General features: G+C 75.1%; 26 protein-coding genes. 8 read left to right on the top strand and 18 right to left on the bottom strand.

The window, feature by feature from the left end; genetic code table 11:
• The first annotated feature begins 33 nt into the window (after positions 1-33).
• Together hemG and hemQ are read left to right on the top strand one after the other, a co-directional pair.
• Complete coding sequence (gene hemG / locus AC02VZ_RS04815) at positions 34-1,491, top strand: protoporphyrinogen oxidase (RefSeq protein WP_432058116.1); 1,458 nt, start codon at positions 34-36, stop codon at positions 1,489-1,491.
• Between the two features lie 5 nt (positions 1,492-1,496).
• Entirely contained in the window at positions 1,497-2,225 is a 729-nt protein-coding gene (gene hemQ / locus AC02VZ_RS04820) for a hydrogen peroxide-dependent heme synthase (RefSeq protein WP_432058117.1), read from the top strand.
• Here the strand turns inward: hemQ and AC02VZ_RS04825 are convergent, their stop codons facing one another.
• The 15 genes from AC02VZ_RS04825 to AC02VZ_RS04895 all read right to left on the bottom strand — a co-directional run bounded on the left by AC02VZ_RS04825 (position 2,226) and on the right by AC02VZ_RS04895 (position 15,751).
• Entirely contained in the window at positions 2,226-3,863 is a 1,638-nt protein-coding gene (locus AC02VZ_RS04825; protein WP_432058118.1) for an alpha/beta hydrolase, read from the bottom strand.
• 651 nt (positions 3,864-4,514) lie between these two features.
• Positions 4,515-5,891 carry an MbnB/TglH/ChrH family RiPP precursor modification enzyme gene (locus tag AC02VZ_RS04830; RefSeq protein ID WP_432058119.1) on the bottom strand — a complete coding sequence of 459 codons (1,377 nt, stop codon included), beginning with the start codon at positions 5,889-5,891 and terminating at the stop codon, positions 4,515-4,517.
• A gap of 290 nt (positions 5,892-6,181) precedes the next feature.
• Positions 6,182-7,480: an ArsB/NhaD family transporter gene (locus tag AC02VZ_RS04835; protein WP_432058120.1), complete on the bottom strand. Its 1,299-nt coding sequence runs from the start codon at positions 7,478-7,480 to the stop codon at positions 6,182-6,184.
• Positions 7,481-7,998: 518 nt separating this feature from the next.
• Positions 7,999-8,295 carry a gas vesicle protein K gene (locus AC02VZ_RS04840; RefSeq protein ID WP_432058121.1) on the bottom strand — a complete coding sequence of 99 codons (297 nt, stop codon included), beginning with the start codon at positions 8,293-8,295 and terminating at the stop codon, positions 7,999-8,001.
• Positions 8,292-8,501: a gas vesicle protein gene (locus AC02VZ_RS04845; RefSeq protein ID WP_432058156.1), complete on the bottom strand. Its 210-nt coding sequence runs from the start codon at positions 8,499-8,501 to the stop codon at positions 8,292-8,294. Before AC02VZ_RS04845 ends, AC02VZ_RS04840 begins: the two co-directional genes overlap by 4 nt.
• 35 nt (positions 8,502-8,536) lie before the next feature.
• Entirely contained in the window at positions 8,537-9,433 is an 897-nt protein-coding gene (locus tag AC02VZ_RS04850) for a GvpL/GvpF family gas vesicle protein (RefSeq protein ID WP_476474598.1), read from the bottom strand.
• Positions 9,426-9,773 (bottom strand): gas vesicle protein, encoded by a 348-nt coding sequence (locus AC02VZ_RS04855; RefSeq protein WP_432058123.1) that lies wholly within the window; start codon positions 9,771-9,773, stop codon positions 9,426-9,428. Before AC02VZ_RS04855 ends, AC02VZ_RS04850 begins: the two co-directional genes overlap by 8 nt.
• Positions 9,770-10,087 (bottom strand): gas vesicle protein GvpG, encoded by a 318-nt coding sequence (locus AC02VZ_RS04860; protein ID WP_432058124.1) that lies wholly within the window; start codon positions 10,085-10,087, stop codon positions 9,770-9,772. The genes AC02VZ_RS04855 and AC02VZ_RS04860 overlap by 4 nt, the downstream gene beginning before the upstream one ends.
• Before the next feature lie 4 nt (positions 10,088-10,091).
• Positions 10,092-10,847, bottom strand: a complete 756-nt coding sequence (locus AC02VZ_RS04865) for a GvpL/GvpF family gas vesicle protein (RefSeq protein WP_476474599.1) — start codon at positions 10,845-10,847, stop codon at positions 10,092-10,094.
• A 2-nt stretch (positions 10,848-10,849) separates the two neighbouring features.
• Positions 10,850-11,425, bottom strand: coding sequence for a gas vesicle protein GvpJ (gvpJ, locus tag AC02VZ_RS04870; RefSeq protein ID WP_476474600.1), 576 nt, complete (start codon positions 11,423-11,425; stop codon positions 10,850-10,852).
• A 35-nt stretch (positions 11,426-11,460) separates the two neighbouring features.
• Entirely contained in the window at positions 11,461-11,781 is a 321-nt protein-coding gene (locus tag AC02VZ_RS04875; RefSeq protein ID WP_432058127.1) for a gas vesicle protein GvpO, read from the bottom strand.
• A 335-nt stretch (positions 11,782-12,116) separates the two neighbouring features.
• Entirely contained in the window at positions 12,117-12,845 is a 729-nt protein-coding gene (locus AC02VZ_RS04880; protein WP_476474601.1) for an aminoacyl-tRNA hydrolase, read from the bottom strand.
• Between the two features lie 46 nt (positions 12,846-12,891).
• A complete protein-coding gene (locus tag AC02VZ_RS04885) occupies positions 12,892-13,116 on the bottom strand; it encodes a hypothetical protein (RefSeq protein ID WP_476474602.1) in 225 nt (74 codons plus the stop codon).
• A 17-nt stretch (positions 13,117-13,133) separates the two neighbouring features.
• The gene (locus AC02VZ_RS04890) at positions 13,134-14,009 is read right to left on the bottom strand and encodes a polysaccharide deacetylase family protein (RefSeq protein WP_476474738.1); all 876 of its coding nucleotides are present in this window, start codon (positions 14,007-14,009) and stop codon (positions 13,134-13,136) included.
• A gap of 218 nt (positions 14,010-14,227) precedes the next feature.
• The gene (locus AC02VZ_RS04895) at positions 14,228-15,751 is read right to left on the bottom strand and encodes an FAD-dependent oxidoreductase (protein WP_476474603.1); all 1,524 of its coding nucleotides are present in this window, start codon (positions 15,749-15,751) and stop codon (positions 14,228-14,230) included.
• A 97-nt stretch (positions 15,752-15,848) separates the two neighbouring features.
• On the opposite strand from AC02VZ_RS04895, the gene AC02VZ_RS04900 reads away from it, so the two are divergent.
• Both AC02VZ_RS04900 and AC02VZ_RS04905 read left to right on the top strand, forming a co-directional pair.
• Positions 15,849-16,316 (top strand): ArsR/SmtB family transcription factor, encoded by a 468-nt coding sequence (locus tag AC02VZ_RS04900; protein ID WP_476474604.1) that lies wholly within the window; start codon positions 15,849-15,851, stop codon positions 16,314-16,316.
• A complete protein-coding gene (locus tag AC02VZ_RS04905; protein ID WP_432058132.1) occupies positions 16,313-16,798 on the top strand; it encodes an SRPBCC family protein in 486 nt (161 codons plus the stop codon). The genes AC02VZ_RS04900 and AC02VZ_RS04905 overlap by 4 nt, the downstream gene beginning before the upstream one ends.
• A 98-nt stretch (positions 16,799-16,896) precedes the next feature.
• On the opposite strand, the gene AC02VZ_RS04910 is transcribed toward AC02VZ_RS04905, so the two are convergent.
• From AC02VZ_RS04910 to zapE, 3 genes are all read right to left on the bottom strand, one after another.
• Entirely contained in the window at positions 16,897-18,243 is a 1,347-nt protein-coding gene (locus AC02VZ_RS04910; protein WP_476474739.1) for a PhoX family protein, read from the bottom strand.
• A gap of 169 nt (positions 18,244-18,412) precedes the next feature.
• Positions 18,413-19,201 carry a slipin family protein gene (locus AC02VZ_RS04915; protein ID WP_476474605.1) on the bottom strand — a complete coding sequence of 263 codons (789 nt, stop codon included), beginning with the start codon at positions 19,199-19,201 and terminating at the stop codon, positions 18,413-18,415.
• 221 nt (positions 19,202-19,422) lie between these two features.
• A complete protein-coding gene (gene zapE, locus AC02VZ_RS04920; protein ID WP_476474606.1) occupies positions 19,423-20,574 on the bottom strand; it encodes a cell division protein ZapE in 1,152 nt (383 codons plus the stop codon).
• On the opposite strand from zapE, the gene AC02VZ_RS04925 reads away from it, so the two are divergent.
• From AC02VZ_RS04925 to msrB, 4 genes are all read left to right on the top strand, one after another.
• The gene (locus tag AC02VZ_RS04925; protein ID WP_476474607.1) at positions 20,573-21,421 is read left to right on the top strand and encodes a pyrimidine reductase family protein; all 849 of its coding nucleotides are present in this window, start codon (positions 20,573-20,575) and stop codon (positions 21,419-21,421) included. The two genes, zapE and AC02VZ_RS04925, sit on opposite strands and share 2 nt — an antisense overlap.
• A gap of 492 nt (positions 21,422-21,913) precedes the next feature.
• The gene (locus tag AC02VZ_RS04930; RefSeq protein ID WP_432058136.1) at positions 21,914-22,387 is read left to right on the top strand and encodes an indole-3-glycerol phosphate synthase; all 474 of its coding nucleotides are present in this window, start codon (positions 21,914-21,916) and stop codon (positions 22,385-22,387) included.
• 108 nt (positions 22,388-22,495) lie between these two features.
• Positions 22,496-23,884 (top strand): UDP-N-acetylmuramate--L-alanine ligase, encoded by a 1,389-nt coding sequence (murC, locus tag AC02VZ_RS04935; RefSeq protein WP_476474608.1) that lies wholly within the window; start codon positions 22,496-22,498, stop codon positions 23,882-23,884.
• 14 nt (positions 23,885-23,898) lie between these two features.
• Complete coding sequence (msrB, locus tag AC02VZ_RS04940) at positions 23,899-24,306, top strand: peptide-methionine (R)-S-oxide reductase MsrB (protein ID WP_432058138.1); 408 nt, start codon at positions 23,899-23,901, stop codon at positions 24,304-24,306.
• Positions 24,307-24,341: the final 35 nt, after the last annotated feature.

Genomic DNA, 24,341 nt, shown 5'->3' on the forward strand with positions numbered 1-24,341 from the left:
GGGGGAGCCGGGCGCGTCTGAGAGGGTGGGGGCATGAGCGCAACGAGTACCGGTCCCCGGCAGCGGGTGGTCGTCGTCGGAGGAGGCATCGCCGGACTGGCCGCCGCGCACCGGCTCCAGGAGCGTGGAGCGGACGTGACCGTGCTGGAGGCCGCCGGACGGATCGGCGGCAAGCTGCTGCCCGGCGAGATCGCCGGCGCCCGCGTGGACCTCGGCGCCGAGTCGATGCTCGCCCGCCGCCCGGAGGCGGTGGCCCTCGCCCGCGAGGTGGGCCTCGCCGACCGGCTCCAACCGCCCGCCACCGCGACCGCCTCGCTGTGGACCCGCGGCGCCCTGCGCCCCATGCCCAAGGGCCACGTCATGGGCGTCCCCGGCACCGCCGCCGCGCTCGCCGGGGTGCTGTCCGAGGAGGGCCTGGCCCGCATCGGACGCGACGCGGAGCTGCCGCGCACCGAGGTCGGCGACGACGTCGCGGTCGGCGCCTACGTGGCCGCCCGGCTCGGCCGGGAGGTCGTGGACCGCCTCGTGGAGCCGCTGCTCGGCGGCGTGTACGCGGGCGACGCCTACCGGATCTCGATGCGCTCGGCGGTTCCGCAGCTGTTCGAGGTGGCCCGCACCCACACCTCGCTCACCGAGGGCGTCCGCGCGATCCAGGAGAAGGCCGCCGCCGCGCCCCGGACCGACCCGGTGTTCATGGGCATCGAGGGCGGGATCGGCGCCCTCCCGCCCGCCGTCGCCGCGTCCCTGCGCTCCCGCGGGGCGGAGATCCGCACCGGGACGCCGGTGACCGGGCTGCGCCGGGAGCCCGGCGGCGGCTGGCGCGTCGTCACCGGCGACGGGCACCTGACCGCCGACGCGGTGGTCGTCGCCGTGCCCGCGCCGGCCGCGGCCCGGCTGCTGCGCGCGGAGGCCCCGGCCGCCGCCGCCGAACTGTCGGGCGTCGAGTACGCCTCCATGGCGCTGATCACCCTCGCCTACCGCCGCGACGAGGCCGCCCTGCCCGACGGGAGCGGCTTCCTGGTGCCGCCGGTCGACGGCCGCACCATCAAGGCCGCCACCTTCGCCTCCCGGAAGTGGGGCTGGATCGACGCGGAGAACCCGGACCTGCTCGTCGTGCGCACCTCCGTCGGCCGGCACGGCGAGACGGAGATCCTGCGCCGCGACGACGCCGACCTCGTCGAGGTCTCCCGGCACGACCTGTCGGCCGCCACCGGCCTGGACGCCGAGCCCGTGGCCACCCGGGTCACCCGCTGGGACGACGGCCTTCCCCAGTACCCCGTCGGCCACCACGCGCGCGTGGCCCGCGTCCGCGAACACCTCGCCGCCCTGCCCGGCCTCGCCGTCTGCGGGGCGGCCTACGACGGCGTCGGCATCCCCGCGTGCATCGCGAGCGCCCACGCCGCCGCCGACCAGATCCACGAGGACCCGCGCGCTGTGCGGGACCTCACCGCCGACCCGGTGCAGAGCCTCCACACAGGAGCAGGAGAATGAACGGCATGAGTGACGACGCCACCACCCCCGCCGACCGCATCCCGAACAAGGGCAAGCTGGCCAGGGACCTCAACGAGGTCATCCGCTACACCCTGTGGTCCGTCTTCCGGCTGAAGGACGTGCTGCCCGAGGACCGGAGCGGCTACGCGGACGAGGTCCAGGAGCTGTTCGACCAGCTCGCCGCCAAGGACGTCACGATCCGCGGCACCTACGACGTGTCGGGCCTGCGCGCCGACGCCGACCTGATGATCTGGTGGCACGCCGAGGACAGCGACCGGCTCCAGGAGGCGTACAACCTCTTCCGCCGCACCCGTCTGGGCCGCGCCCTCGAACCGGTCTGGTCGAACATGGCGCTGCACCGCCCCGCCGAGTTCAACCGCTCGCACATCCCGGCGTTCCTCGCCGACGAGACGCCTCGCAACTACGTGAGCGTCTACCCCTTCGTGCGCTCCTACGACTGGTACGTGCTGCCCGACGAGGACCGCCGCCGGATGCTCGCCGACCACGGCAAGATGGCCCGCGGCTACCCGGACGTGCGCGCCAACACGGTCGCCTCGTTCGCGCTGGGCGACTACGAGTGGATCCTCGCCTTCGAGGCCGACGAACTGCACCGCATCGTCGACCTCATGCGTCACCTGCGGGCCTCCGAGGCCCGACTGCACGTCCGTGAGGAGATCCCGTTCTACACGGGCCGCCGCAAGGACCTCCCCGAGCTGGTCGCGTCCCTGGCCTGATCAGACGGCGGGCCGCGCGGGCTCCGGCCCGCCGGCCCGCCCGGCCGGCACCCTCGGGACCGGCTCCGGGCGCGGCGCGCACGACGCCCGCCGCCCCGGCACCCGGCCGTGCAGCAGGTACGCCTCCAGGTGCCCGTTGACGCAGGCGTTCGGGCCGCCCGCGATGCCGTGGGTGCCCGCGCCCTGTTCGGTCACCAGCGCGGAACCGGCCAGCCGGCGGTGCAGCTCCAGGGCCCCCGCGTAGGGGGTGGCCGCGTCCCGTTCGGCGGCCAGGATGAGGGTCGGCGGCAGTTCCCCCGGCCCGGTGCGCACGTCGAGCGGCTGCTGCCGGGGCGCCTGCCAGAAGGCGCACGGCAGGTTGGCCCACACGTTGTCCCACGTCTCGAACGGCGCGGTGCGCGCCAGCCGGGTGTTGTCCCGGTCCCACACCGCCCAGTCCGTCGGCCAGGGCGCGTCGTTGCACTCCACGGCGAGGTACACCGCCCGGGCGTTCTCGTTCTCCGCCGCCGCCTCCGGATGCGGCTCGGCCTGCTCGACCAGCGGGCGCGGATCGCCCTTCAGATAGGCGGACAGGGCGTGCGCCCGGTGCGGCCAGTGGTCGTCGTAGTACCCGGCCTGCAGGAACGCCCCCTGCAACTGCCCCGGCCCGACCGTCCCGCCCGCCGGCTCCCGCGCCAGACGGGCGCGCACCTCGTCGTAGCTGCGCTGCACGGCCCGGGCGGTGGTGCCGAGCCCGTACACGGCGTGGTGCCGGGCGACCCAGTGCCGGAAGTCCGCCCAGCGGTCCTCGAAGGCCGCCGACTGGGCGAGGTTGTTGCGGTACCAGATCCGCTCCGGGTCCGGGTCCACCGCCGAGTCGAACACCATGCGCCGCACGTGGCCGGGGAACATCGTGGCGTACAGCGCCCCGAAGTAGGTGCCGTACGAGGCGCCCAGGAAGGTCAGCCGGCGTTCGCCGAGGGCGGCCCGCAGCACGTCGAGGTCGCGGGCGTTGTTCAGGGACGTGTAGTGGCGCAGCGCCTCGCCCGTGCGCTCGGCGCAGCCCCGCGCGTACGCCCGCGCCCGGGCGACGCGGGCGCGCTTGTACGCCTCGGACGGGTGGACCGGCGCGGCGGTCGGCCCCTGCACCGAGGAGCCGGGTTCCACGCAGGACAGCGGGGCGGAGGGACCGACCCCGCGCGGGGCGTAGCCGACCAGGTCGTAGGCGGCGGCGAGGCGCTTCCACTCAGGGACCATGCCCATGAGGGGGAAGTACAGGCCGTTGCCGCCCGGCCCGCCCGGGTTGTAGACCAGGGCGCCCTGGCGGGGCACCGCCCGCCGGTCGTCGCCCGGGTCCTTGCCGGTGGCGCGGATCCGGCTGACGGTGAGCTCGATCTGCTGCCCGCCCGGCCGCGCGTAGTCGAGCGGGACCCGCACGGTGCCGCACCGCAGGGCGCCCGGCAGCTCCTCGGCGTCCGGGCACCTGCCGAAGGTGACGCCCTCGGCGGCGGCGCGCGCGGCGGCCACCGCGGTGCCGCGCAGCTCGGCGGCGCCCGGGCCGCCGGGTGCGGGGGCCGCGGGGGCGCCGCCGGCCGGAGCGGCGGCCAGGGCGGTGAACAGCAGGGTCCCGGCGGCCACATGGACGGCGGCTGGTCTCATCGAGTGTCCCTTCGGCGCACGACGGCGTGACGGGCGGGAGGATCCCGGCCCGTCGGAAGGGATGCTTCGGACGGGGGCGGCGCGGGGCAAGCACCCGCCCCGGGTGTCGCGGTCCGTGCCCCCGCGCGCCCCCGCCGTACCGTCCGGACACCGTCGGGCGGTGGTCGCGGTGTGCGAAGGCCGCACGCAGGTCCGGTTCGTCCACCGCCCGGATGCCGCGCACGGCGACCGGGGTGAGGGCGGGCGCGCTCGTCACCCGCGCGGTCGGCGTCGGGGCGCGGGGTGCGGCGTGCGGGGTGCCCGGCAGCCGCTGCCCGGCCGACGACGCCCGGCGCGCCTACGGGTGCACCTCGGCCCGTGCTGTGCCCGGGCAGTTCGGGCCGCGGGTGAGCGGCAGCGCGAACCACAGGGGAATCAGGCGCCGGGACGCCCGGCGGGACGGGCACCAGCGGCGCGGTCACCGCCGGGACGGGCACCACCGGCACGGCCGGCCGCACCTGCCGCACCGCGTCGGCGATGCAGGGTGGCGGCCGGGCCGGGCACGGCGAGGACCGTGCCGCCGAGCCGGTCGGCGGCGCCGCACGGACGGAGTGGTGCCGGTCCATGACGTTCCGTTTCCGGTCGGCCCCGGCCCCTCTCCTCCGCCTTCCGTCACGTCCCCGCGCGGGCCCCGGTTCCGCGGCGCAGCAGGACCCGGCGCGTCGCCCGGGCGAGACGCACCGCCGGGCGGCCGGAACGGGGCCGGGGGCCGGACCGCTCCAGCCACCAGTGCCGCAGTGCGCGGCGCGCCCGGGCGTCCTCGGGGCGGCCGGCCACCAGGAGCTGCCCGGCGAAGTCCAGGGCGTCCTGCCGGTAGCCGCCGGTCATCGGGTGGGCCTGCGCGTAGGCGAGGAACGCGGGCCGGTACAGCCCGCCCAGCAGCCCCGGCAGTTCGGGCGCCACCTTGGCGACGACGTCCGCCCGCTTCGCGGCCAGCGCACGGGCCTGCACGCCGACCCGCGTCCCGTCGAACCCCTCGGGCGCCGGCGTCCCGGCGACGAGCGCCGACAGCAGCGCGGTCTGCGCCAGTGCGAGCCGTTGCCGCGCGGGGCCAACTGCCGTCGTCCGGCCGTCCGGCTGCGGGTCCGGCTCCCGGTCCGGCGCGGGGACGGGGACCGGGGGAGCGGGCGGGGCGGGCCGGGCGGCGCGGGACCGCAGGGCCGCGCCGTCGGCCAGGGCCCGGCGGATCGCCCCCAGTTCGGCCCGCAGTTCCTCGGGGGCGGGGAAGTTCTCGTCCCGTTCCAGCAGCACGCCCGGGGGCGAGGTGCGGGAGGCGAGGTCGGTGAGGATGCCGAGCACCTGCTCCGGGACGGGGTGGGCGTGGCTGTCGTGCCACACGCCGTCCCGCTCGAAGCCGCCGGCGACGTGCACGTAGGCGATGGCCTCCAGCGGCAGCCCGGCCAGGGCGTCGGCCGGGTCCTCGCCGCGGTTGACGTGGTTGGTGTGCAGGTTGGCGACGTCGATGAGCAGCCGCACGCCGGTGCGGTCGGCCAGCTCGTACAGGAACTGGCCCTCGGTCAGCTCCTCGCCGGGCCAGGAGAGCAGGGCCGCGATGTTCTCCACGGCGAGCGGCACCGGCAGGGCGTCCTGGGCGATGCGGACGTTCTCGCACAGCACGTCGAGCGCGTCCCGGGTGCGCGGCACGGGCAGCAGGTGCCCGGCCTCCAGCCGGGGGGAGGCGGTCAGCGGTCCGCCCGCCCGGACGAAGGCGATGTGCTCGGTGACCAGCGGTGCCCGGAGGGCGGCGGCCCGCTCGGCGAGCGCGTCGAGCCGCCAAGGGTCCGGCGGCTCGGCGCCGCCCAGGCCCAGGGAGACGCCGTGCGGCACGACGGTCACCCCCCGCTCGCGCAGCCGCCGCAGGGACGCGGGCAGGTGTCCCGGACAGATGTTCTCGGCCACCACCTCGACCCAGTCGATCCCCGGCATCTCCTCGACGGCGTCCGCGATCTCCGGCCGCCAGCCGATGCCCGTCCCCAGGTGCTGCCGCATCGTCCCCTCCTCACCCGGCTCTCCGGCGTCCGGGGAGCCGGCCCCCGGTGTGTCCCGGCCCCCGCCGGACGTCCGTCGCGGACGTGTCGGGGATATGGCCCCGCCGCGGGGAACCGAACCGTCCCGGTGCGACCTTCAGAGGAACATTTGAGCTTCCCGGTCCGGCCGGGTGCCCCCGTGCGGCCGGGCTTCTCCTGTGGCTGAACGCCCGTGCGGCTGCGTGCCCCTGTGCGAAGGGCGTGTGAGCGGACGGGCGGACGCGACGACCGCGTCCGCCCGCCGCGCCGGCCTCAGGCCAGGGCGAAGTAGCGCAGCCACACGTACACGGCGGCCAACGACACCGTGACGGCGGTGACGACCAGTCCGTAGCGGCTGAACTGCCAGAACGAGATGTGGTGGCCGGAACGCTCGGCTATGCCGATGACGACCACGTTCGCCGAGGAGGCGATGATCGTCGCGTTGCCGGCGAGGTCCGCGCCGAGGGCGAAGGACCACCACAGCATGCCCGCCTCCGAGGTGCCGCCGGCCGCGTTCACGATCTCCTCGACGATCGGGCTCACCGACGCCACGAAGGGGATGTTGTCGATGAGCGCGGACGGCACCACCGAACCGAACACCAGGGCCATCGAGGTGGCGAACAGGTTCCCGCCGGTGGCCTCGGCCGCCGCCTCGCCCAGGTCGCCGATGACGCCCATCTTCACCATGGCGCCGACCATGACGAACAGTCCGGTGAAGAACGCCAGCGTCTCCCACTCGACGTCCTTCACCACCTCACCGGGGTTCAGCCGGGAGACCGCGAGCAGCAGCAGACCGCCGCTGATGGCGATCACCGAGGGCTCCAGACCCAGCCAGGTGTGGAGCACGAAGGCGACCATCACCAGGCCCATCACGACACCGCTGATGACGAGCAGCCGGGCGTCCTTGATGGCGTCGCGCGGGTCGAGTTCCATCACGGACGCGACGCGCTCGGGGTCGTAGGTGAACGCTTTGCGGAACATGACCCGGGCCATCAGGATGAACACGATCATCAGCACGATGACGATCGGCGTCATGTGGATCAGGAAGTCGTTGAAGCTCAGACCCGCGCGCGAGCCGATCATGATGTTGGGCGGGTCGCCGATGAGGGTGGCGGCGCCGCCGATGTTGCACGTCATCACCTCGGCGATGAGGTACGGCACGACGGGCAGCCCGAGGCGGTTGCAGACCAGGATCGTCACCGGCGCGACCAGCAGCACGGTCGTGACGTTGTCCAGCCAGGGCGAGAACACGGCCGTCACCAGGATGAGCAGCACCATCAGCCGGTACGGTTTGCCCCGCGCCTTGCGCGCCGCCCAGATCGCGATGTACTCGAACACCCCGGTCTGTTTGAGCACCGCGACGATCAGCATCATCCCGAGCAGCAGGATGATGACGTCCCAGTCGATGCCCGCGTCCTTGGAGAAGAAGGCGTGCTCGGGGTCGGTGGCCCCGATGAGCAGCATCAGCACACCACCGCCGAGGGCGGCGGCGACCCGGTGGACCCATTCGGTGGCGATCAGCACGTAGACGGCGACGAACACTGCGATCGCCGCCCACGTCAGAACGCTCAACGCGCCACCTGCCCGGCACCGGCCGGACCGGGTACGGATCGGAGTGGCAGCGGTGGCAGCAGTGGCGGCAGCAACGACAGGGGCGACAGCAGCAGGGGTCCGGGAACCGTTCGGGAGTGATCAGGGCGCTGTGGCGCTGCGCGCATGAGTGCGGAGCTCCTCTCGTCGTACGGGCCCGCAGCACTGCCGTGTACAGACAGGACCCCACGACGCCGCGTCCCCGATCGGGGAGCGGACGGACAGGACGGCGCGGCGCTTCGGCTGTCGCAACCGAGGGCGCCGGCAGACCCGCATGACGAGCGTTCGCCCTCACCGCACGACGGACTGTGCTGGGGCGGTGATGTGGCTCCACCTTCTCCCGCGCGCGGGAATGATGACCATCAGGGTCGGCACCCAGATGGCGTGGGGGAGAACATGTAGCGGCCAATGAGGGTCAGTCCCCATTGACAGCCAAATCCCCTCTTGGCGGGCCCGAACGGGGCATCCGGCCGGACTCAGTGTGGCCCACGGCGGGCCGTTCAGTCCCCCGATTCGTCGGACAGGAGCATCCCCAGGGGGCCGAGGTCGAGGTTGAGGTCGGCCCGGGTCAGGCCGTGCTGCGCGCACAGCTCGTCCATGCGCCGGTCGAGCAGCATCAACGCCGTGCCCAGTCGGTCCTCCTGTTCCGCGCTCAGGGTTCCCTCGTCGAAGCGGCGCACGGCCTGACGCTCCATGAGCTGGCGCAGCAGTTCCACCACGGTGAGCACCAGGGCGGCGAGGTCGTTCGTGACCCGCTCGGGGTCCAGGTCGAGGGTGCGGTCGCGGCGCCCCGTCACAGCGGCCCGCTGTCCGGCCAGGGGGCGGGGACGCGCTCGCTCACCGACGCCAGCAGGGCGTGCAGCGAGATCCGCACCAGGGGCACGTCGGCGATGACCAGCACCAGGTCCCCGCTGACCACGACCCCGGTCGCCAGGACGCGGTCCAGGAGGTCCACGAGGGGCACGCCGGCCGGGGCGTACGGGGCGGGGGTGTCCCAGGGCACGGGAGCCGGGCCGGGGCTGCGCGGGTCGACGGCGGTCACGCGGGGACCCCCCGGTGCCCGGCCGGCCGCGCGGTGCCGTGGTCCGGCCCGCGGCCCGCGTCCGGGCCGTCCGGCGGGTCCTCCCAGCGGGCGAAGGAGTACGGGATCCACGGTCCGGACGCCTCGACGCGGGCGCCACGCGCCGGGCCGTCCGCGGTCAGCCGGGCGAGGGCGGCGGTGAACCGGGCGCGCTCCGCGTCGTCCACCAGGTAGGCGACGTTGAGGAGTTGGGGGGCGCTGCGCCCGGTCAGCCGCTCGTCCTGCGGGCGGTGCCGCACGGCCGCGACCGCGTGGGCGCGCAGCGCGGTGTCGACGGCCTCCGCCGCGGCCAGTGCCCTGCCGTGGGCGTCCTGCCGGTCGCGCTGCCGCGAGCTGGCCCGGCTGAGGTAGGCCCGCCCGCCGGTCGCGCCGCCGGTGGGGGCGGGGCCGCCGGCCGCGCCGGGGGAGCGGGGCGCCCGGTCGGCGCCGTGCACCTTCACCGCCCATTCGGTGCGGTGGCGCAGCCGGTCCAGCAGGGCACCCAGCGGCGCCTCCCGGCATGCGAGGGCCTCCCGGGCACTGCCGTCGCCGTGGTACAGGGTGGCGAGCGGCAGCGGCACCACCGGCCCGCGGCCCGGCCCGTACGCCGCCTCGACGGCGCGGTGGTGGGCGCGGGCACAGCGCTCCAGGTCGTCGGGCCGGTTGAGCCGCTCGGTCAGCGCCTCCCGGCCGAACAGCGCAACGGGGACGTCCTGCACGACGAGGCTCAGCTGCCCGGCGCGCAGCACGCGCAGCGGACCGCCCTCCTCGTGGCCGGCCGCCGTGGCCAGCGCGGCGGCGTCCGGCGGGGTACGGGTGACGGCGAACGCGCAGACCAGCAGATCCGGCTCCGGCCCGCCGGGGAGGTCACTCACCGACGGCCTCCGGTGTCTGTGCCACGGACTCCTCCAGGGCTTCGAGCCGCGCCCGCAACTGTGCGTTCTCCTCGGCGAGCGCGTCCCGCGCGGCCCGGGACGACAGCGCCGGGTCGGTCTCCCACCAGTCGATGCCCGCCTTCTTCGCGGTGTCCACCGAGGCGATGAACAGGCGCAGCCGGATGGTGAGGAGTTCGATGTCCAGCAGGTCGATCTTGATGTCACCGGCGATGACGACGCCCTTGTCCAGCACCCGTTCGAGGAGGTCGGCGAGGCTGCCGGAGGGAGGGCCGTAGGGCTCGGTCCCGGCGAACGTGTGGCCGTGGTCGAGGGCGGTCATCGCGGCCTCCGCGGACGGGACCGGGCGGCGGCCGAGAGGGCGAGGGGATCGGACGCGGTGGTGCGGACGGCGCGGCGGCCGGAGTGGTGGGCCGGGCGTTCCAGAAGTGTCAGCAGGCGCTCCTCCTCCCGCTCGAAGGCGTCCTCGTCGATCTCGCCCGCGTCCAGGGCCCGGTTGAGGGCGCTCAGGCGGGCCTGCACGGCCCGCGGGTCGTGGTGCTGACGGCGGGCCTCCTCCAGGACGTGGTCGGCGATCCACGCCGTGCCCCGCACGGGCGCCAGCGGCAGCAGCAGCAGTCCGGTCACGATGCCCACCGCGTCACCGCCCGTCCGGGGCGGGAGTCGGCTCGACGAAGCTGTAGCAGGGCAGCGGTCCGGTCACGTGCAGCGTCAGCCGGTCCCCGCAGGCGCGGGCCGCTTCCGCCACCGCCTCCCGGAACCGGGCCTCGTCGGCGGCGGGCAGCAGGAACGAGGTGCTCAGCACCCGCTCGTCGTCGGTGGTGCCGTGCACCGTCCGCTCGGCGAAGGGGGCCAGACGGTCGAGCACGTCCCGCGCCGCGCGGTGCGCCTCGCGGCGGACGCCCCGTGCGATCGCCTCGCCGAGCCGGACGTTGGCCTCGTAGTCGGGACGGCGCCGGGTGCGGCGGGCGAGATCGCGCAGTGACGCGTCGCGCCGCACCACGTCGGCGAAGCAGCCGGGCACGACCGTGCCCTTGACGTTCAGTTCCACGCGCCCGCGCACCTCGGCCAGTTGCCGCGTCAGCCGGTCGGCGTCGTCGCGCAACTGCCCGAGCAGGGTGTCGGAGCCGGGGCTGAGCACCGCGAACCGCATGGGCAACAGCGGTCCCTGGGCGGCCAGTTCCTCCAGGACCGCCTGGTGGGCCAGCAGGGCGCGGCGCCGGGGCCGCAGCCGCGCGGGCGCGGCCGACACCGCCGCGCACAGCCCCGCCCCGGTCAACAGCCGCACCGGGGCGCCGTCCACGCCGGGCCGGCGGGGGGCACGGACACCGGCGGGCGCGATGCCGTAGACGTACAGGGCGTCCTCGGCCGTGGTCGCGGCGGTGGTGGTGGGCACGCTCACTCCTCCTCGGTCTCCGTGCGCCGGCGCGGGCGGGAACGCGGACGGTCGTCGCCGTCACCGTCGTCGGAACGGCGGGAGGCCGGACGGCTCCGGGTGCGCTGCGGGGCACGGGACCGGGAGCGGGGACGCGCCGCCGGCTCCTCCTCGACGGCGTCCTCCGCCCCGGCGTGAGCCTCGTGGTCCGCGTAGTCCTCGTCGTCCTCGGGCTCCCCGGAATCGTCCGGCGTGAGGGCGTCGCGGACCTTGTCGGTGAGGGAGTGCGCCTTGCGCCGGACCCCGCGGGTGGCGCCCTTGCCGACCGCCTTGGCGGCCGGACCGCCGAACAGCTCGGGCACCGTCTTGGACCGCGCGTCGTACTCCAGGTCCAGGCGGTTGCACGCCTCCGCGAACCGCAGGTAGGTGTCCACGCTCGCGACCACGATCCGGGCGTCCACCTTGAGGATCTCGATGCCGACCAGCGAGACGCGCACGAAGACGTCGATCACCATGCCGCGGTCGAGGATGAGTTCCAGAACGTCGTAGAGGGTCCCGGCGCGGGGCGCGCAGACGACCTCGTCGTCGTAGGTGATCATGCGGTCGTCCTTCCGGTCACGGGCCGGGGCACCGCTCACTGGTCCTGGGCACCGCGCCGGTAGCGCGCGATCCGCCGGTACTGGAGCAGGTCGCCCGCCGGGTCGAGTCCCACCTCGTAGGTGGCGAGGAGACTGGTGGTGTCGGGGATGCGAGCCACTTCCAGCACGTCCACGTGCACGGTCCAGCCGTCGTCCTCGCCGCGGCGGACCGCGGAGACGCCCTCCAGGCGGTGCCGGATCAGGTCGCCGAGCTGCTCGGCCGCGCGCCGGGCCGCGTCCCGGGCCGTACGGACCTCGGGGTCACGCGTGGTGGTCCGCGCGGACGTGCCGCGCCGTCGCTCGCCGGTTTCAGTCACGCTGCCCACTGTCACCCCGCGGAGCGGGGCGCGCACGTGCGGTTGAGCCGTCCGGGGCGGTCCGCGGGAGCGGCGGTGAGGCAGGGCGTGCGACGGGGAAGGAGGCCTGCCGCACGGCGGGACGGGGCCCGCCGTGCTGCGGGTGGAGCCCTTCCGGCCCGGCGCGACGGGCCTCCGGGACGGGGGTGACGGGCCGGGGTGCTCGGGACGCCGGGTGGAGAGGGGGCCTGCCGCTGGACGGGGCGTCCCGGGGGCGACGTCCTGGGACCAGGAGAAGGGCCGGCGTGCGGGGCCGCGTACGGGGACGGCGCGTGGGGGCCGCGCGGGCGGGCCGGTCAGCCCAGGGCCGGGTGGTCCGCCACGACGGTGCAGGAACCGGGCGCGATCTCCGTGAAGCCGGCGTCGTGGACGCGGGGGAGACGGCTCGCGTGGAGGGCTTCCCAGCGGGCCGGGCCGGCGGTGCGGACGGCGAGGGGGAAGCCCGCGGCGTGCCAGGCGGCGCGGGCGTCGTCGCCGAGCGCGTACCACGCGAGCTGGGCCGCGTGACCCGCCTGGGCCATGGCCTTGCCGGCCGACATGTCCAGGTCCGGGTTCAGCCACAGCACCGGGTCGGCCGGGTCGGCGGGCGCGGGTGCCCGCGGGTCGTCCAGGTCGGTGCCGGAGACCTGGAGGCGGGCCAGGTCCTTGGGCCACCCGTCGAGCGGGACCGGCGGGAAGACGCGGACCTCGGCCGACGCCCCGGTCACCGTCAGGCCCGGCAGGGTCTCGGCGCGCCGCCACTCGGCGCCGCGGGCCCGGCGCACCACCTTGCGGATCCGGGCGTCCTGCCAGGAACGCATCGCCCCGGCCCACTCGCCCTCGCCCGTCGCCCGCTCGTCGGTCAGCATCAGCAGGACGGCGCGGGCGGCCGTCTCCAGCGCGTCGGTGCGGGCCGGCGGCGCCGCCCGTTCGATTCGGACCACGAGGGGCAGGACGAACTGCGGCGCGGTGTCGCGGTCGTGCGAGGCGTCACGGTGCGAGGCGTCACGGAAAGGGCTGTCGGCGGGCTTCTGGTCGGTGCTCACGGACCCAGTCTGCCAAGTGTCGGCGGACCGCCGGCGGGCCGCTCCGTCAGCCCGAGCAGGAGGTCCGCTCGGCCTCGCGCCACTCGCAGACCGGGCAGAGGGTGATGCCCTTGTAGGACTCGGGGTACTCCGTGGGCTGCCGGCACAGCACGCACTCCGCGAACGGCGGGCCGTCCGCGCGGGGCGGCCGGGACGCGTCGATCAGGCAGTAGTCCGAGTCGGCCGCGGTGTCCGTGTGTGGGGTCCCGCTACGGGTCTCGATGTCGGTCATGTGTCCAGCGTAGGACGTCAGCGGCGGCCGGCGCGGGCGGCGATGAGGTCGGAGACCCTGACGAAGCGGTAGCCCTTCGCGCGCAGCGCGGGGACGACCGTCCGGACCGCCCGCTCGGTCGCCGGGGCGGCGCTGCGGGTGCAGTGCAGGACCACCACCGACCCCGGGCGGACGCCCTCCAGCACCTGCCGGGCGACCGCGTCGGGGTCCGTGGCGAAGGCGTCGCCGCCGACCACGTCCCACTGCACGGCCGTGACACCGGTCGGGGTCAGCGCCTTCAGCGCCGCGCGGTCGTAGCAGCCGCCGGGGAAGCGGAAGTACGGCATCGGGTCGGCGACGCCGACCTCGCGGAACACCGCGTAGGCCCGCTCCACGTCGGCCCGCATCCGCTCACGGGGGACGGTCGGCAGGCCGTAGCAGTCCCCTGTGAAGGCGTAGTGGCTGTAGGAGTGGTTGGCGACCTCGAACAGCGGGTCCCGGCCGAGGGCGCGGGCCTGCTCCGGGTACTCCTCGGCCCACCGGCCGGTCATGAAGACCGTGGCCGGGACCCGGAGCCGGCGCAGCGTGTCGATCAGCGCGGGGTTGTCGAACCGTTCCCCGGCCGCCGCCCTCGGCCCCTGGTCGGCGGTCATGTCGGCGTCGAAGGTGAGGGCGACGGTCCGTCCCGCGGAGCGCGGGGCGTTCTCGAACACCGGCGTCAGTCCCGCCGGGCCGGGGGCCAGGGTGGGCCGCGGCGCCGGGGGCTGCTCCGAGGAGTCCGCGGAGGCGGAGGCGGAGGCGGAGGGCGAGGGGTGGGCGGGCCGCACCTCGGACGCGGGGCCCGGGCCGGCGCAGGCGGCCAGGGCGGCGGCCAGGACGCAGACGGCGGTCACGCGACGCTGTGCTGGTGTGATCACCGTACGAACGTAGGAGCGGCAGCCCGCCGCCCGGGCCGACCCGCGCCCCGCCACGGGCGGGGATCACCCGACCGGCCCCGGGCCGGTCCCGGGCCGCCCTCGTCCCGACGACGCGGGCGGCTGCCAGAGCCCCGGGCGGGCCGGGATACCCTCCGGACACCCGGCGGCCCTCCTGTCCGGAGAGCGGTTCGCCGAACGCCCGGCCGGACTCTCCGTCAGATGTCCCGCTGCTCCAGCGGCTTCGTCGCCGGGCCCTGGATCACCTTGCCGTCGGTGCCGAAGCGGGAGCCGTGGCAGGGGCACTCCCAGGCGCGTTCCGCCGGGTTGAAGTCGACCAGGCAGCCCAGGTGGGTGCAGCGGGCCGAGACGGCGTGCAGGGAGCCCTCCTCGTCCCGGTACACGGCGAGCCGGTGACCGTCGACGCGGACCACCGCTCCCTCGCCCGGCGGCAGGGACTCCACCGGCGGTGAGGGGCGCAGCCGGTCGCCCACGAAGTGCCGGGCCACCTCGGCCTGGGTCCGCAGGAGGGACGGCGCCTCCCGCACCGCCGGTGCCAGCCGGCGCGGGTCGTACAGCCCGCTCCACGCGCACTCCTCGCCGGTGATCTGCGCGGTGAGCAGCAGGCCCGCCATCATGCCGCCGCTCATGCCCCAGCCGTTGAAGCCGGTGGCGACGTAGGAGTGCCGGGCGCCGTGGTGCAGGGGGCCGACGAGGGGGACGGTGTCGGTGGGCGTGTTGTCCTGGGTGGCCCAGCGGTGGGTGATCTCGGCGTCGGGGAAGTGCTCGCGGGTCCAGTCCGTCAGCCGCTCGAAGCCCTCCCGGGTGTCGCCGGTCCCGGGGGTGAAGTGCTCCCCGGTGATCACCAGCAGGCGCCGGCCGCCGTCCTCGCCGTAGGGGGCGGTGCGCACCGAGCGGGTGTTCTCGTCCGGCGTGATGTACATGCCCCCGGGGTCCTGCTCCGTCGGGAGCGTCCCGGCGACGACCAGTTCACGGCGGGGCGAGAGGCGGGCGAACAGCAGGGCCCGGTCGAAGATCGGGTAGTGCGTGGCGACGACGACGTCACGGGCGGTCACCGTGGGCCCGTTCGTCGTGGACACCCGGCACGGGTCGCCCTCGTCGAGGCCGGTCACGGTGGTGTCCTCGTGGATGCGTCCGCCGCGTGCGACCAGGTCACGGGCGAGGGCCAGCAGGTAGGCGCGCGGGTGGAACTGGGCCCCGCCGGTCACCTCGACCGCGCCCGCGACCGGGAACGGCAGTCCGGTCTCCGTCACGAACGAGGCCGGCAGGCCCGCCTCCCGGGCCGCCCGCGCCTCCGCCTGCAGCTCCTCCACCCGGCTGCGGTCGCGGACGAACGTGTAGGCGCTGCGGCGCTCCCAGTCGCAGTCGATGCCCAGCTCCGCGACGACGTCGGCGGTGTGCTCGATCGCCTCCGACTGAGAGCGGGCGTAGAGCCGCGCCCCCTCGGCGCCGCGCGTGCGGCGGAGCTTGTCGTAGATCAGCGTGTGCTGGGCGGTGATCTTGGCGGTGGTGTGGCCGGTGACCCCGGCGGCGATCCGCCGGGCCTCCAGCACCGCGACGCTGCGTCCGGCCCGGGTCAGCTCCCAGGCGGTGCACAGCCCGGCGATCCCGCCGCCGATCACGGCCACGTCCACGTCGAGGTCGTCGGTCAGTGCGGTGTACCGGTCGCCCGGTGCGGTCTCGATCCAGTACGAGCCGCTGACCTGCTGGTTGTCCGTCATGGGCGCCGAGTACCCCGGTGCGCGGGGTTTCAGCGGGTCTCCGTGTCCCCGGGCGTGCCGTTGCACCCGCGAGCGGGCGGGCGTAACGTACAACCATATGGTTGTACATGAGGGAACCGCAGGGACCACGGCGGCCGACGAGGCGGCCGACGCGCGCGTGGACCGGATGCTGAGGGCACTGGCCGACGCGACGCGGCGCGACATCCTCCGGCGCTGCTCGGGGGACGAGCTGTCCGTGTCGGGTCTCGCCGGGGCCTACCCGATGAGCTTCGCCGCGGTGCAGAAGCACGTCACCGTGCTGGAGCGGGCCGGCCTGGTCACCAAGCGGCGGCAGGGGCGGGAGCAGCTGGTGCGCACCGACCCCGACGCGGTGGACCGCGCGCGCCGGGCGCTCGACGAGCTGGCGAGCGCCTGGCGGGCCCGGGTGGACCGGATGGCGGACCTGCTGGAGAGCGACCCGGAGGCGGCCGGACCATCCGGCCCCGGCCGCCCCGGCCCCGACCCTGGCCCCGGCCCCGGACCGGCCCCCGGTCCCGGCGGCACGACGAGAGGACACCACCGATGACCGTGACGAGCGTGGACAAGGACCTCGACGGACTCACCCTGACCGTGGTCGCGGACTTCACCGCCCCCGTCGAGCGGGTCTGGGAGCTGTGGGCCGACCCGCGGCGGCTGGAGCGCTGGTGGGGCCCGCCGTCCTACCCGGCGACGTTCGAGGAGCACGACCTGACGCCCGGCGGCGAGGTCCGGTACTTCATGACCGGCCCCGAGGGGGAGAAGTTCGGCGGGTGGTGGCGGATCACCTCCGTCACCCCGCCCGCCGTCCTGGAGTTCACCGACGGCTTCTCCGACGCGGAGGGCAGGCCCGACCCCGAGATGCCGACCACGGCCGTGCGGATGACGCTCACCGCGCGGGACGGCGGCACCCGGATGGAGCTGCGGTCGGTCTTCGACACCCGCGAGCAGATGGAGCGGCTCGCCGAGATGGGCATGGTGGAGGGGCTGCGCGCCTCCGTCGGGCAGATGGACGACGTGCTGGCCGGCTGATCCGTCCGCACACCAGCCCGCCAGCCCGCGCGCACGCCCGCACGCGCGGGCGCCCGCCGGCGGGGCCGGGGCAGCGGTGCCCCGGCCCCGGCCGCGCGTCACCTCCGCCAGGGTCCCGTCACCGCGAACGTCGTCCCCGGGTCGTAGCAGTTGACGTACATCGTCCGGCCGTCCGGGGAGAAGGTGACCCCGGCGAACTCGCCCCACTCCGGCTCCTCGGGCGTGCCGGTGTTCTGGCGGTTGCGGGCCAGTTCGTAGACCTCGCCGCGCCGGGTGACGCCGTAGACGTGCTGGGCGCCGCCGCCGTCCTCGCAGACCATCAGGCCGCCGCTCGGGGCGAGGCAGATGTTGTCCGGGGACTCGCCGGGCAGCTGCACGTCCGTGTCCGGGCCGAAGACGATCACCAGGGTCAGCCGGTGCCGGTCCGGGTCGTAGCGCCAGATCTGCCCGTAGTGGTCGCCCGCCGAGCCCTCCGCGCTGCGGGCGAACGACGACACGAAGTACACCGACCGGTCGCCCCAGTAGCAGCCCTCCAGCTTCTGCGCGTGGGTGATGCCGCCGCGGCCGAAGTCCTGGAACCGGATGGGCGTCCCGGCGGCCAGCGGGTCGGGTACGTCGACCCACTCGACGCCGTCGAAGCGGGCCCCGGTCTCCTGGATCGAGGACAGGTCCGGCACGCCCGGCACCCGCATGGCCTGGAGCCGGCCGCCCGCCCGCAGCGAACCGGTGCCGCCCAGCGGCTTGTGGGGCAGGAAGCGGTAGAACAGGCCGAAGGGCCGCTCGAAGGCGTCCTCGGTCTCGTAGACGATCCCCCGCCGGGGGTCGACGGCGACGGCCTCGTGCTGGAAGCGGCCCATCGCGGTCAGCGGCACGGCGCCGGTGCGGCGGGGGTCGGCGCCGTCGACCTCGAAGATGAAGCCGTGGTCCTTGGCGTAGCCGTTGGTGCCGGCCTTGTCCTCGGCCTCCTCGCAGGTCAGCCAGGTGTTCCAGGGCGTCGGCCCGCCCGCGCAGTTGACGGCCGTACCGGCGATGGCGACCCGCTCCGAGCGGACCCGGCCGGCCGCGTCCAGGGTCAGCGAGGTGCAGCCGCCCTTGGCCTCCGGGTCGTAGGTCAGGCCGTCGATCACCGGCACCGGGTGGCGGCCGTTCGCGCGGTTCTCGTGGTTGCGCACGAGGTGCACCCGGCCGCGCCGGCCGGGCAGGGCGGCCATGCCGTCGTGGTTGGACGGCACCGGGCCCTCACCGGAGCGCAGCGGGTCGCCCTCCCGGGACAGCACCCGGTAGCGGAAACCTTTCGGCAGGTCGAGGAGGCCGTCGGGGTCGGGCACCAGGGGGCCGTAGCCGCCGTGCCCGAGCGCCTGCGCGGCGGCGCTGTCGGTGAACAGTTCGGAGAGTGCGCCGGTGAAGGCGATGCCGACACCCAACGCACCGGAACGGGCGAGCAGTTGACGCCGGGTCGAGCCCGCGGGGACGGACTCGGGGGCGGGGGTGGCACCGGTGCTCGGGGAACCGGTCTCGGTCATGGGGGGAACCTTCCTGCTGGCGGACAGGAACAGTGACCCCGCCGTGTCTATCACCTGGCGCGGGCCGCGGGAACCACGCGCGGCACACGTGTCACGTCCCGGGAGGCGGCGGCGCCTGACCGCCCTGCGCCCGCTCCACGAACCGCAGGAGTTCGACGGGGAAGGGCAGGACGAGGGTGGAGTTCTTCTCGGCGGCGACGGCCACGACCGTCTGGAGCAGCCGAAGGTGCAGGGCGGAGGGGGTGTCCTCCATCTGCTGGGCGGCCTCGGCGAGCTTCTTCGACGCCTGGAGTTCGGCGTCGGCGTTGATGATGCGGGCCCGGCGTTCGCGGTCGGCCTCGGCCTGACGCGCCATGGAACGCTTCATCGTCTCGGGCAGGGAGACGTCCTTGATCTCGACCCGGTCGACGTGCACGCCCCAGCCCACCGCCGGGCTGTCGATCATCAGCTCCAGGCCCTGGTTCAGCTTCTCCCGGTTGGACAGCAGGTCGTCCAGGTCGCTCTTGCCGATGATCGAACGCAGCGAGGTCTGCGCCATCTGCGAGACCGCGAACCGGTAGTCCTCCACCTCCACCAGGGCGTCGGCGGCGTCGACCACCTTGAAGTACACCACCGCGTCCACGCGCACCGTCACGTTGTCCCGGGTGATGCCCTCCTGGGCCGGCACCGGCAACGTGACGATCTGCAGGTTCACCTTGTGCAGCCGGTCCACGAACGGAACGATCATCGTGAACCCGGGGGTGCGCACCCCGCGGTGCAGCCGGCCCAGGCGGAAGACGACCCCGCGCTCGTACTGCTTGACGACCCGCGCCGCGGCGGCGACGTAGACGACGCCCGCGGCCCCCGTCGCCGCGACCGCGGTGAGCAGTTCCTCGACCATGACGACCACCCGTCCAGAGGTCTGTCGGTGCCGGTGCGCGCACGCCCGTGCCGGTCGTCCCACGATAGGCACGGGCCGTGGCGCGGGGCCACGGCGCGGGACGTGCGGAACCGGCACCCGCGGCGGCGGCGGATGTGCGGGACCGGCCGTCGGGGCGGGAGCGGGCCGGACGGGGCCGGGGCCGGGGGAAGGGTGCGGTGTGCGTCCCGGCGGGCGGGGGCTCAGCGGTCCCCGGTGAGGCGTCCGGCGTCCCGGGCCAGGGCGGTGAGCCGCGAGATGGCCCGGAAGTACTTCTTGCGGTAGCCGCCCTTCAGCATCTCCTCGCCGAACAGCCGGTCGAAGGGCAGCCCGGAGGCGAGGACGGGGATCTCGCGGTCGTAGAGCCGGTCCGCGAGGACCACCAGCCGCAGCGCGGTCGACTGGTCCGGCACCGGCCGGACCCCGGTCAGGCACACCGCGCGCAGCCCGTCGGTCAGCGCCCCGTAGCGGCTGGGGTGGACCTTCGCCAGGTGGTCCAGCAGGTCGGGGAAGGCGTCCAGCGAGGCACCCTCGGTGACCTGCGCGGTCTCGGTGACCAGCTCGTCGGAGTACGGCGGGGGCGCCTCGGGCAGGCCGCGGTGGCGGTAGTCCTCGCCGTCGATGCGCAGGGCGCGGAAGTGGGCGGACAGGCCCTGGATCTCGCGCAGGAAGTCGGCGGCGGCGAACCGGCCCTCGCCCAGCTTGCCGGGCAGCGTGTTGGAGGTGGCGGCGAGCGCCACGCCCGCCTCGACCAGCTTGCCGAGCAGGGTGGAGACGAGCACCGTGTCGCCCGGGTCGTCGAGCTCGAACTCGTCGATGCACAGCAGCCGGTGCCCGGAGAGGGTGCGCACCGTCTGCTGGAAGCCGAGGGCGCCGACCAGGTTGGTCAGCTCCACGAACGTGCCGAACGCCTTGAGCGAGGGCTCGGCGGGTGTGGCGTGCCAGAGCGAGGCCAGCAGGTGGGTCTTGCCGACGCCGTAGCCGCCGTCGAGGTACACGCCGCGCGGGCCGGCCGGGGCCTTGCGGGGCGCCTTGCCGAAACCGAACAGCCGCCGCTTGCCGGAGCCGTCGGCGGGGGTGCCGCCGAGCCCGGCGGCGAACTGCTCCAGCACGCCCACCGCCTCCGTCTGGCTGGGCTGGTTCGGGTCCGGTATGTACGTGGCGAACCGGACCGCGTCGAAGCGGGGCGGCGGCACCATCTCGGCGACCAGCCGGTCCGCGGGCACGTGCGGCTCGCGGGCGCACAGGGACAACGGGGCCAGGCCCGTCGGGGGACCGGACGGGGAGGCGGCGGAGGACGCGGAGGAGGACGACACGGTTCCCCATGCTACGGGGCGTGGAACACTGCACCGCATGCGACGCCTGTTCCCTGTGACCCACGAAACAGCAGCTCCCGACGGTGCGGCCGGTGACCCCGGCACCCGGATGGCCCCGGACGCGGACGGCGCGGAGCACGGCCCGGACGGCTCCGGCCGCGAGTGGAGCCTGGCCGAGCTGGCCGCCGCGTACGCCTACCCGGAGCCGGGACCGGACGGCCGGGAGCCGTGGCTGCGGGCCAACATGGTGTCCACCCTGGACGGCGCGGCCCAGCACGACGGCCGCTCGCAGCCCATCTCCTGCCCGGCCGACATGCGGATCTTCGGCACCCTGCGGGCGCTCGCCGACGTCGTGGTCGTCGGCGCCGAGACGGTACGGCAGGAGGGGTACCGCCCGGCCCGCGCGCGGGCCGACTTCGCGGCGGCCCGGCAGGCGGCCGGGCAGGGGCCCGCGCCCGCGATCGCCGTGGTCAGCGCGAGCCTGGACCTGGACTTCTCGCTGCCGCTGTTCGTCTCGCCGCTGGTGCCGACGCTGGTGCTGACGGGCGCGGCGGCGCCCGCGGACCGGGTCGCCGCCGCCGAGCGCGCCGGGGCCCGGGTGGTCGTCGCCGGCGAGGGCGCCGGGGCCGACCCGGAGCGCGTGGTGCGGGAGCTGGCCGGCCTGGGGCACATCCGGCTGCTGACGGAGGGCGGACCGCGGCTGCTGGGGCAGCTGGTGGCCGCCGGGGTGCTGGACGAGCTGTGCCTGACACTCGCGCCGATGCTCACCGCGGGGGACGCGCAGCGCGTCGCGGGCGGGCCGGCGGTGACGGTCCCGCGGCGGTTCGCGCTGACGTCGATGCTGGAGGAGGACGGCTTCCTCTTCACCCGCTACGCGCGGGCCTGACCCGGACCGCGTACGGGAGGCGGACGGCCGGCGCACGGTGCAGTCCGCCCGCCTTCCGCCCGGCCGTGCGTACGTCCGGCTGTCCGTCCGCTCGTCCGCACGTTCGTCCGGCTGTCCGCCCGGCCGTCCGCTCACCGGTCTGCACCTCGCCCGCCCGGGCGCAGACCCGCCGTGCCCTTTTCCCGCCGCCCGGGGCATCCGTCGGGCAGGTACGACCGGAAGACCATCGCAGGCCGGCCGGCAGTCGCCCGTCTGCCGACCGCAGCCGGCCGGCAGACGGCCCGCCGGGCCCCGGCGGTGACCGGAAACGGGTTCGAGAGGTACCGCGAAACCGTTGATCGAGCGGAATTCGCCGTTCCGCTTGGCTCGTCGCCGGGCACACTGAAACCGGTCGTACTCGTGCGATCACGGGGCAGGATGGTTTCCGCAGGGGGCGGCAGGCCCCGCGGAGGAGAGAGGGCCCGACGGTCCTCCGAAGGAGAAGGGGCGCTGGTGTTCACAAGCGTACTGATGATCGAGAAGGCCCTGACGTCCGCCGACGTGGAGTTCGTCACCACCTTGCACGGCGACGAGCCGGTCTCCTTCCACGTCCTGCTCCAGCCACGCGGCGAACAGGCGGACCGGCTCCTGCGGGCCATCGACGACGTCGCCCTCGGCGAACTCGACGAAGCCGTCCGCGAGGGCGAGACCCCCGAGGGCGAGGAGGCCCGGAGCATGGGCGAGCGCGCCCTGGAGGTGTCCCTGCGGGCCCTGCGCGCCTCCGGTGACCAGGCCCAGGGGCGCCTCGTCGAGGATCACCCGCTGGACGCGCTGAGAGCCCTGGTCGACGAGGTCGGCGCGGACGAGGTCATCGTCCTGACCGACCCGCACTACGTGGAGGAGTTCTTCCACCGCGACTGGGCCTCGCGCGCCCGCCACAAGGTGGGCGTACCGGTGCTGAAACTCTTCTCCCACAGCAAGGCATAGGCTGGGGCGGCGCCTTCCCGGCGAGGGTGCCCGTCCGTCACGGACGCGCGCCCGGCGCCGGGCGCGCGTCCCGTCGTCCAGCCCGTCGCACCACTGGGGAGAACACGCATGGCACCCGGCCTTCCTACCGCCATGGACCGACCGCACTTCATCGGCATCGGCGGCGCCGGAATGTCGGGGATCGCCAAGATCCTCGCCCAGCGCGGCGCCCGGGTGGCCGGCAGCGACGCCAAGGACTCCGCGACCGCCGAGGCCCTGCGCGCCCTGGGCGCCACCGTGCACATCGGCCACGCGGCGGAGCACCTGGCCGACGACGCCAGCTGCGTCGTGGTGTCGTCGGCGATCCGCGAGGACAACCCGGAGCTGGCCCGCGCCGCGGCGCTGGGCATCCCGGTGGTGCACCGCTCCGACGCCCTCGCCGCCCTCATGGACGGGCTGCGCCCGATCGCGGTGGCCGGCACCCACGGCAAGACCACCACCACCTCCATGCTGGCCGTCTCCCTGACCTCCCTCGGCCGCGCACCCTCGTACGCCATCGGCGGCGACCTCGACGCCCCCGGCTCCAACGCGCTGCACGGCACCGGCGAGATCTTCGTCGCCGAGGCCGACGAGTCCGACCGCAGCTTCCACAAGTACGCCCCCGAGGTGGCGATCATCCTCAACGTGGAGCTGGACCACCACGCCAACTACGCCTCGATGGAGGAGATCCACGCCTCCTTCGAGACCTTCGTCGGCCGTATCGTCCCCGGCGGCACCCTGGTGATCTCCGCCGACCACGAGGGCGCGCGGGAACTGACCCGGCGGCTGGACGGCTCGGTGCGCACCGTCACCTACGGCGAGTCCGCCGACGCCGACGTGCGCGTGCTGTCGGTCGTCCCGCGGGGCCTGCGCAGCGAGGTGACCGTCGACCTCGACGGCAGCACGCTCACCTTCACCGTGTCGGTCCCCGGCCGCCACTACGCGCACAACGCCGTGGCCGCGCTCGCGGCGGGCGTGGCCCTGGGCGTCCCGGCCGAGGAGCTGGCCCCCGCCCTGGCCTCCTACACCGGCGTCAAGCGGCGCCTGCAGCTCATGGGGGAGGCGGCGGGCGTCCAGGTCATCGACTCCTACGCGCACCACCCGACGGAGATGACCGCCGACCTGGAGGCGATGCGCGCCGCCGCCGGGGACTCCCGCATCCTGGTCGTCTTCCAGCCGCACCTGTTCTCCCGCACCCGCGAACTGGGCACGGAGATGGGCACCGCCCTGGCCCTGGCCGACGCCTCCCTGGTGCTGGACATCTACCCGGCCCGCGAGGACCCGATCCCCGGGGTCACCAGCGAGCTGATCATCGAGGCGGCGCGGGCGGCCGGCGCGGACGTCACCCCGGTCCCGGACGCGGCGGACGTCCCGGCGGTGGTCGCGGGAATGGCGAAGCCCGGGGATCTCGTTCTCACCATGGGAGCGGGCGACGTCACCGACCTCGGCCCGCGCATCCTGGACCGTCTGTCGAACTGAAGGGCCCCATCCTCATGCCGTACGACGTGGAGAAGCCGGACGAGCAGTGGCGCGCGGAACTGTCGCCGTCCGAGTACGCGGTGCTGCGCCAGGCGGCGACGGAGCCGGCGTTCACCGGTGAGTACACGGACACCAGGACCGAGGGCGTCTACTCCTGCCGTGCCTGCGGCGCGGAGCTGTTCACCTCGGACACCAAGTTCGAGTCGCACTGCGGCTGGCCGTCGTTCTACGACCCGCGGGACACCGAGGCGGTGGAACTGGTCGAGGACCGGTCCCACGGCATGGTCCGCACCGAGGTGCGCTGCGCCCGCTGCGGCTCCCACCTCGGCCACGTCTTCGAGGGCGAGGGCTACGCCACCCCCACCGACCAGCGCTACTGCATCAACAGCATCGCGCTGCGGCTCCAGCCGCAGGAGGGCTGACCGCACCTGCCGCGGCTCAGCCGCAGGAGGCTCAC

The organism is Streptomyces sp. 3-6 (assembly GCF_056323165.1).

Bases quoted from the DNA above. Each gene is read 5' to 3' on its own strand.
- msrB (WP_432058138.1), top strand. From the start codon at position 23,899: ATGCCGTACGACGTGGAGAAGCCGGACGAGCAGTGGCGCGCGGAACTG.
- hemQ (WP_432058117.1), top strand. From the start codon at position 1,497: ATGAGTGACGACGCCACCACCCCCGCCGACCGCATCCCGAACAAGGGC.
- AC02VZ_RS04900 (WP_476474604.1), top strand. From the start codon at position 15,849: ATGGTTGTACATGAGGGAACCGCAGGGACCACGGCGGCCGACGAGGCG.
- murC (WP_476474608.1), top strand. From the start codon at position 22,496: ATGGCACCCGGCCTTCCTACCGCCATGGACCGACCGCACTTCATCGGC.
- AC02VZ_RS04905 (WP_432058132.1), top strand. From the start codon at position 16,313: ATGACCGTGACGAGCGTGGACAAGGACCTCGACGGACTCACCCTGACC.
- gvpJ (WP_476474600.1), bottom strand. From the start codon at position 11,425: ATGATCACCTACGACGACGAGGTCGTCTGCGCGCCCCGCGCCGGGACC.
- zapE (WP_476474606.1), bottom strand. From the start codon at position 20,574: ATGCGGTGCAGTGTTCCACGCCCCGTAGCATGGGGAACCGTGTCGTCC.
- AC02VZ_RS04925 (WP_476474607.1), top strand. From the start codon at position 20,573: ATGCGACGCCTGTTCCCTGTGACCCACGAAACAGCAGCTCCCGACGGT.
- AC02VZ_RS04895 (WP_476474603.1), bottom strand. From the start codon at position 15,751: ATGACGGACAACCAGCAGGTCAGCGGCTCGTACTGGATCGAGACCGCA.
- AC02VZ_RS04915 (WP_476474605.1), bottom strand. From the start codon at position 19,201: ATGGTCGAGGAACTGCTCACCGCGGTCGCGGCGACGGGGGCCGCGGGC.
- AC02VZ_RS04825 (WP_432058118.1), bottom strand. From the start codon at position 3,863: ATGAGACCAGCCGCCGTCCATGTGGCCGCCGGGACCCTGCTGTTCACC.
- AC02VZ_RS04830 (WP_432058119.1), bottom strand. From the start codon at position 5,891: ATGCGGCAGCACCTGGGGACGGGCATCGGCTGGCGGCCGGAGATCGCG.
- AC02VZ_RS04885 (WP_476474602.1), bottom strand. From the start codon at position 13,116: ATGACCGACATCGAGACCCGTAGCGGGACCCCACACACGGACACCGCG.
- AC02VZ_RS04855 (WP_432058123.1), bottom strand. From the start codon at position 9,773: ATGACCGCCCTCGACCACGGCCACACGTTCGCCGGGACCGAGCCCTAC.
- hemG (WP_432058116.1), top strand. From the start codon at position 34: ATGAGCGCAACGAGTACCGGTCCCCGGCAGCGGGTGGTCGTCGTCGGA.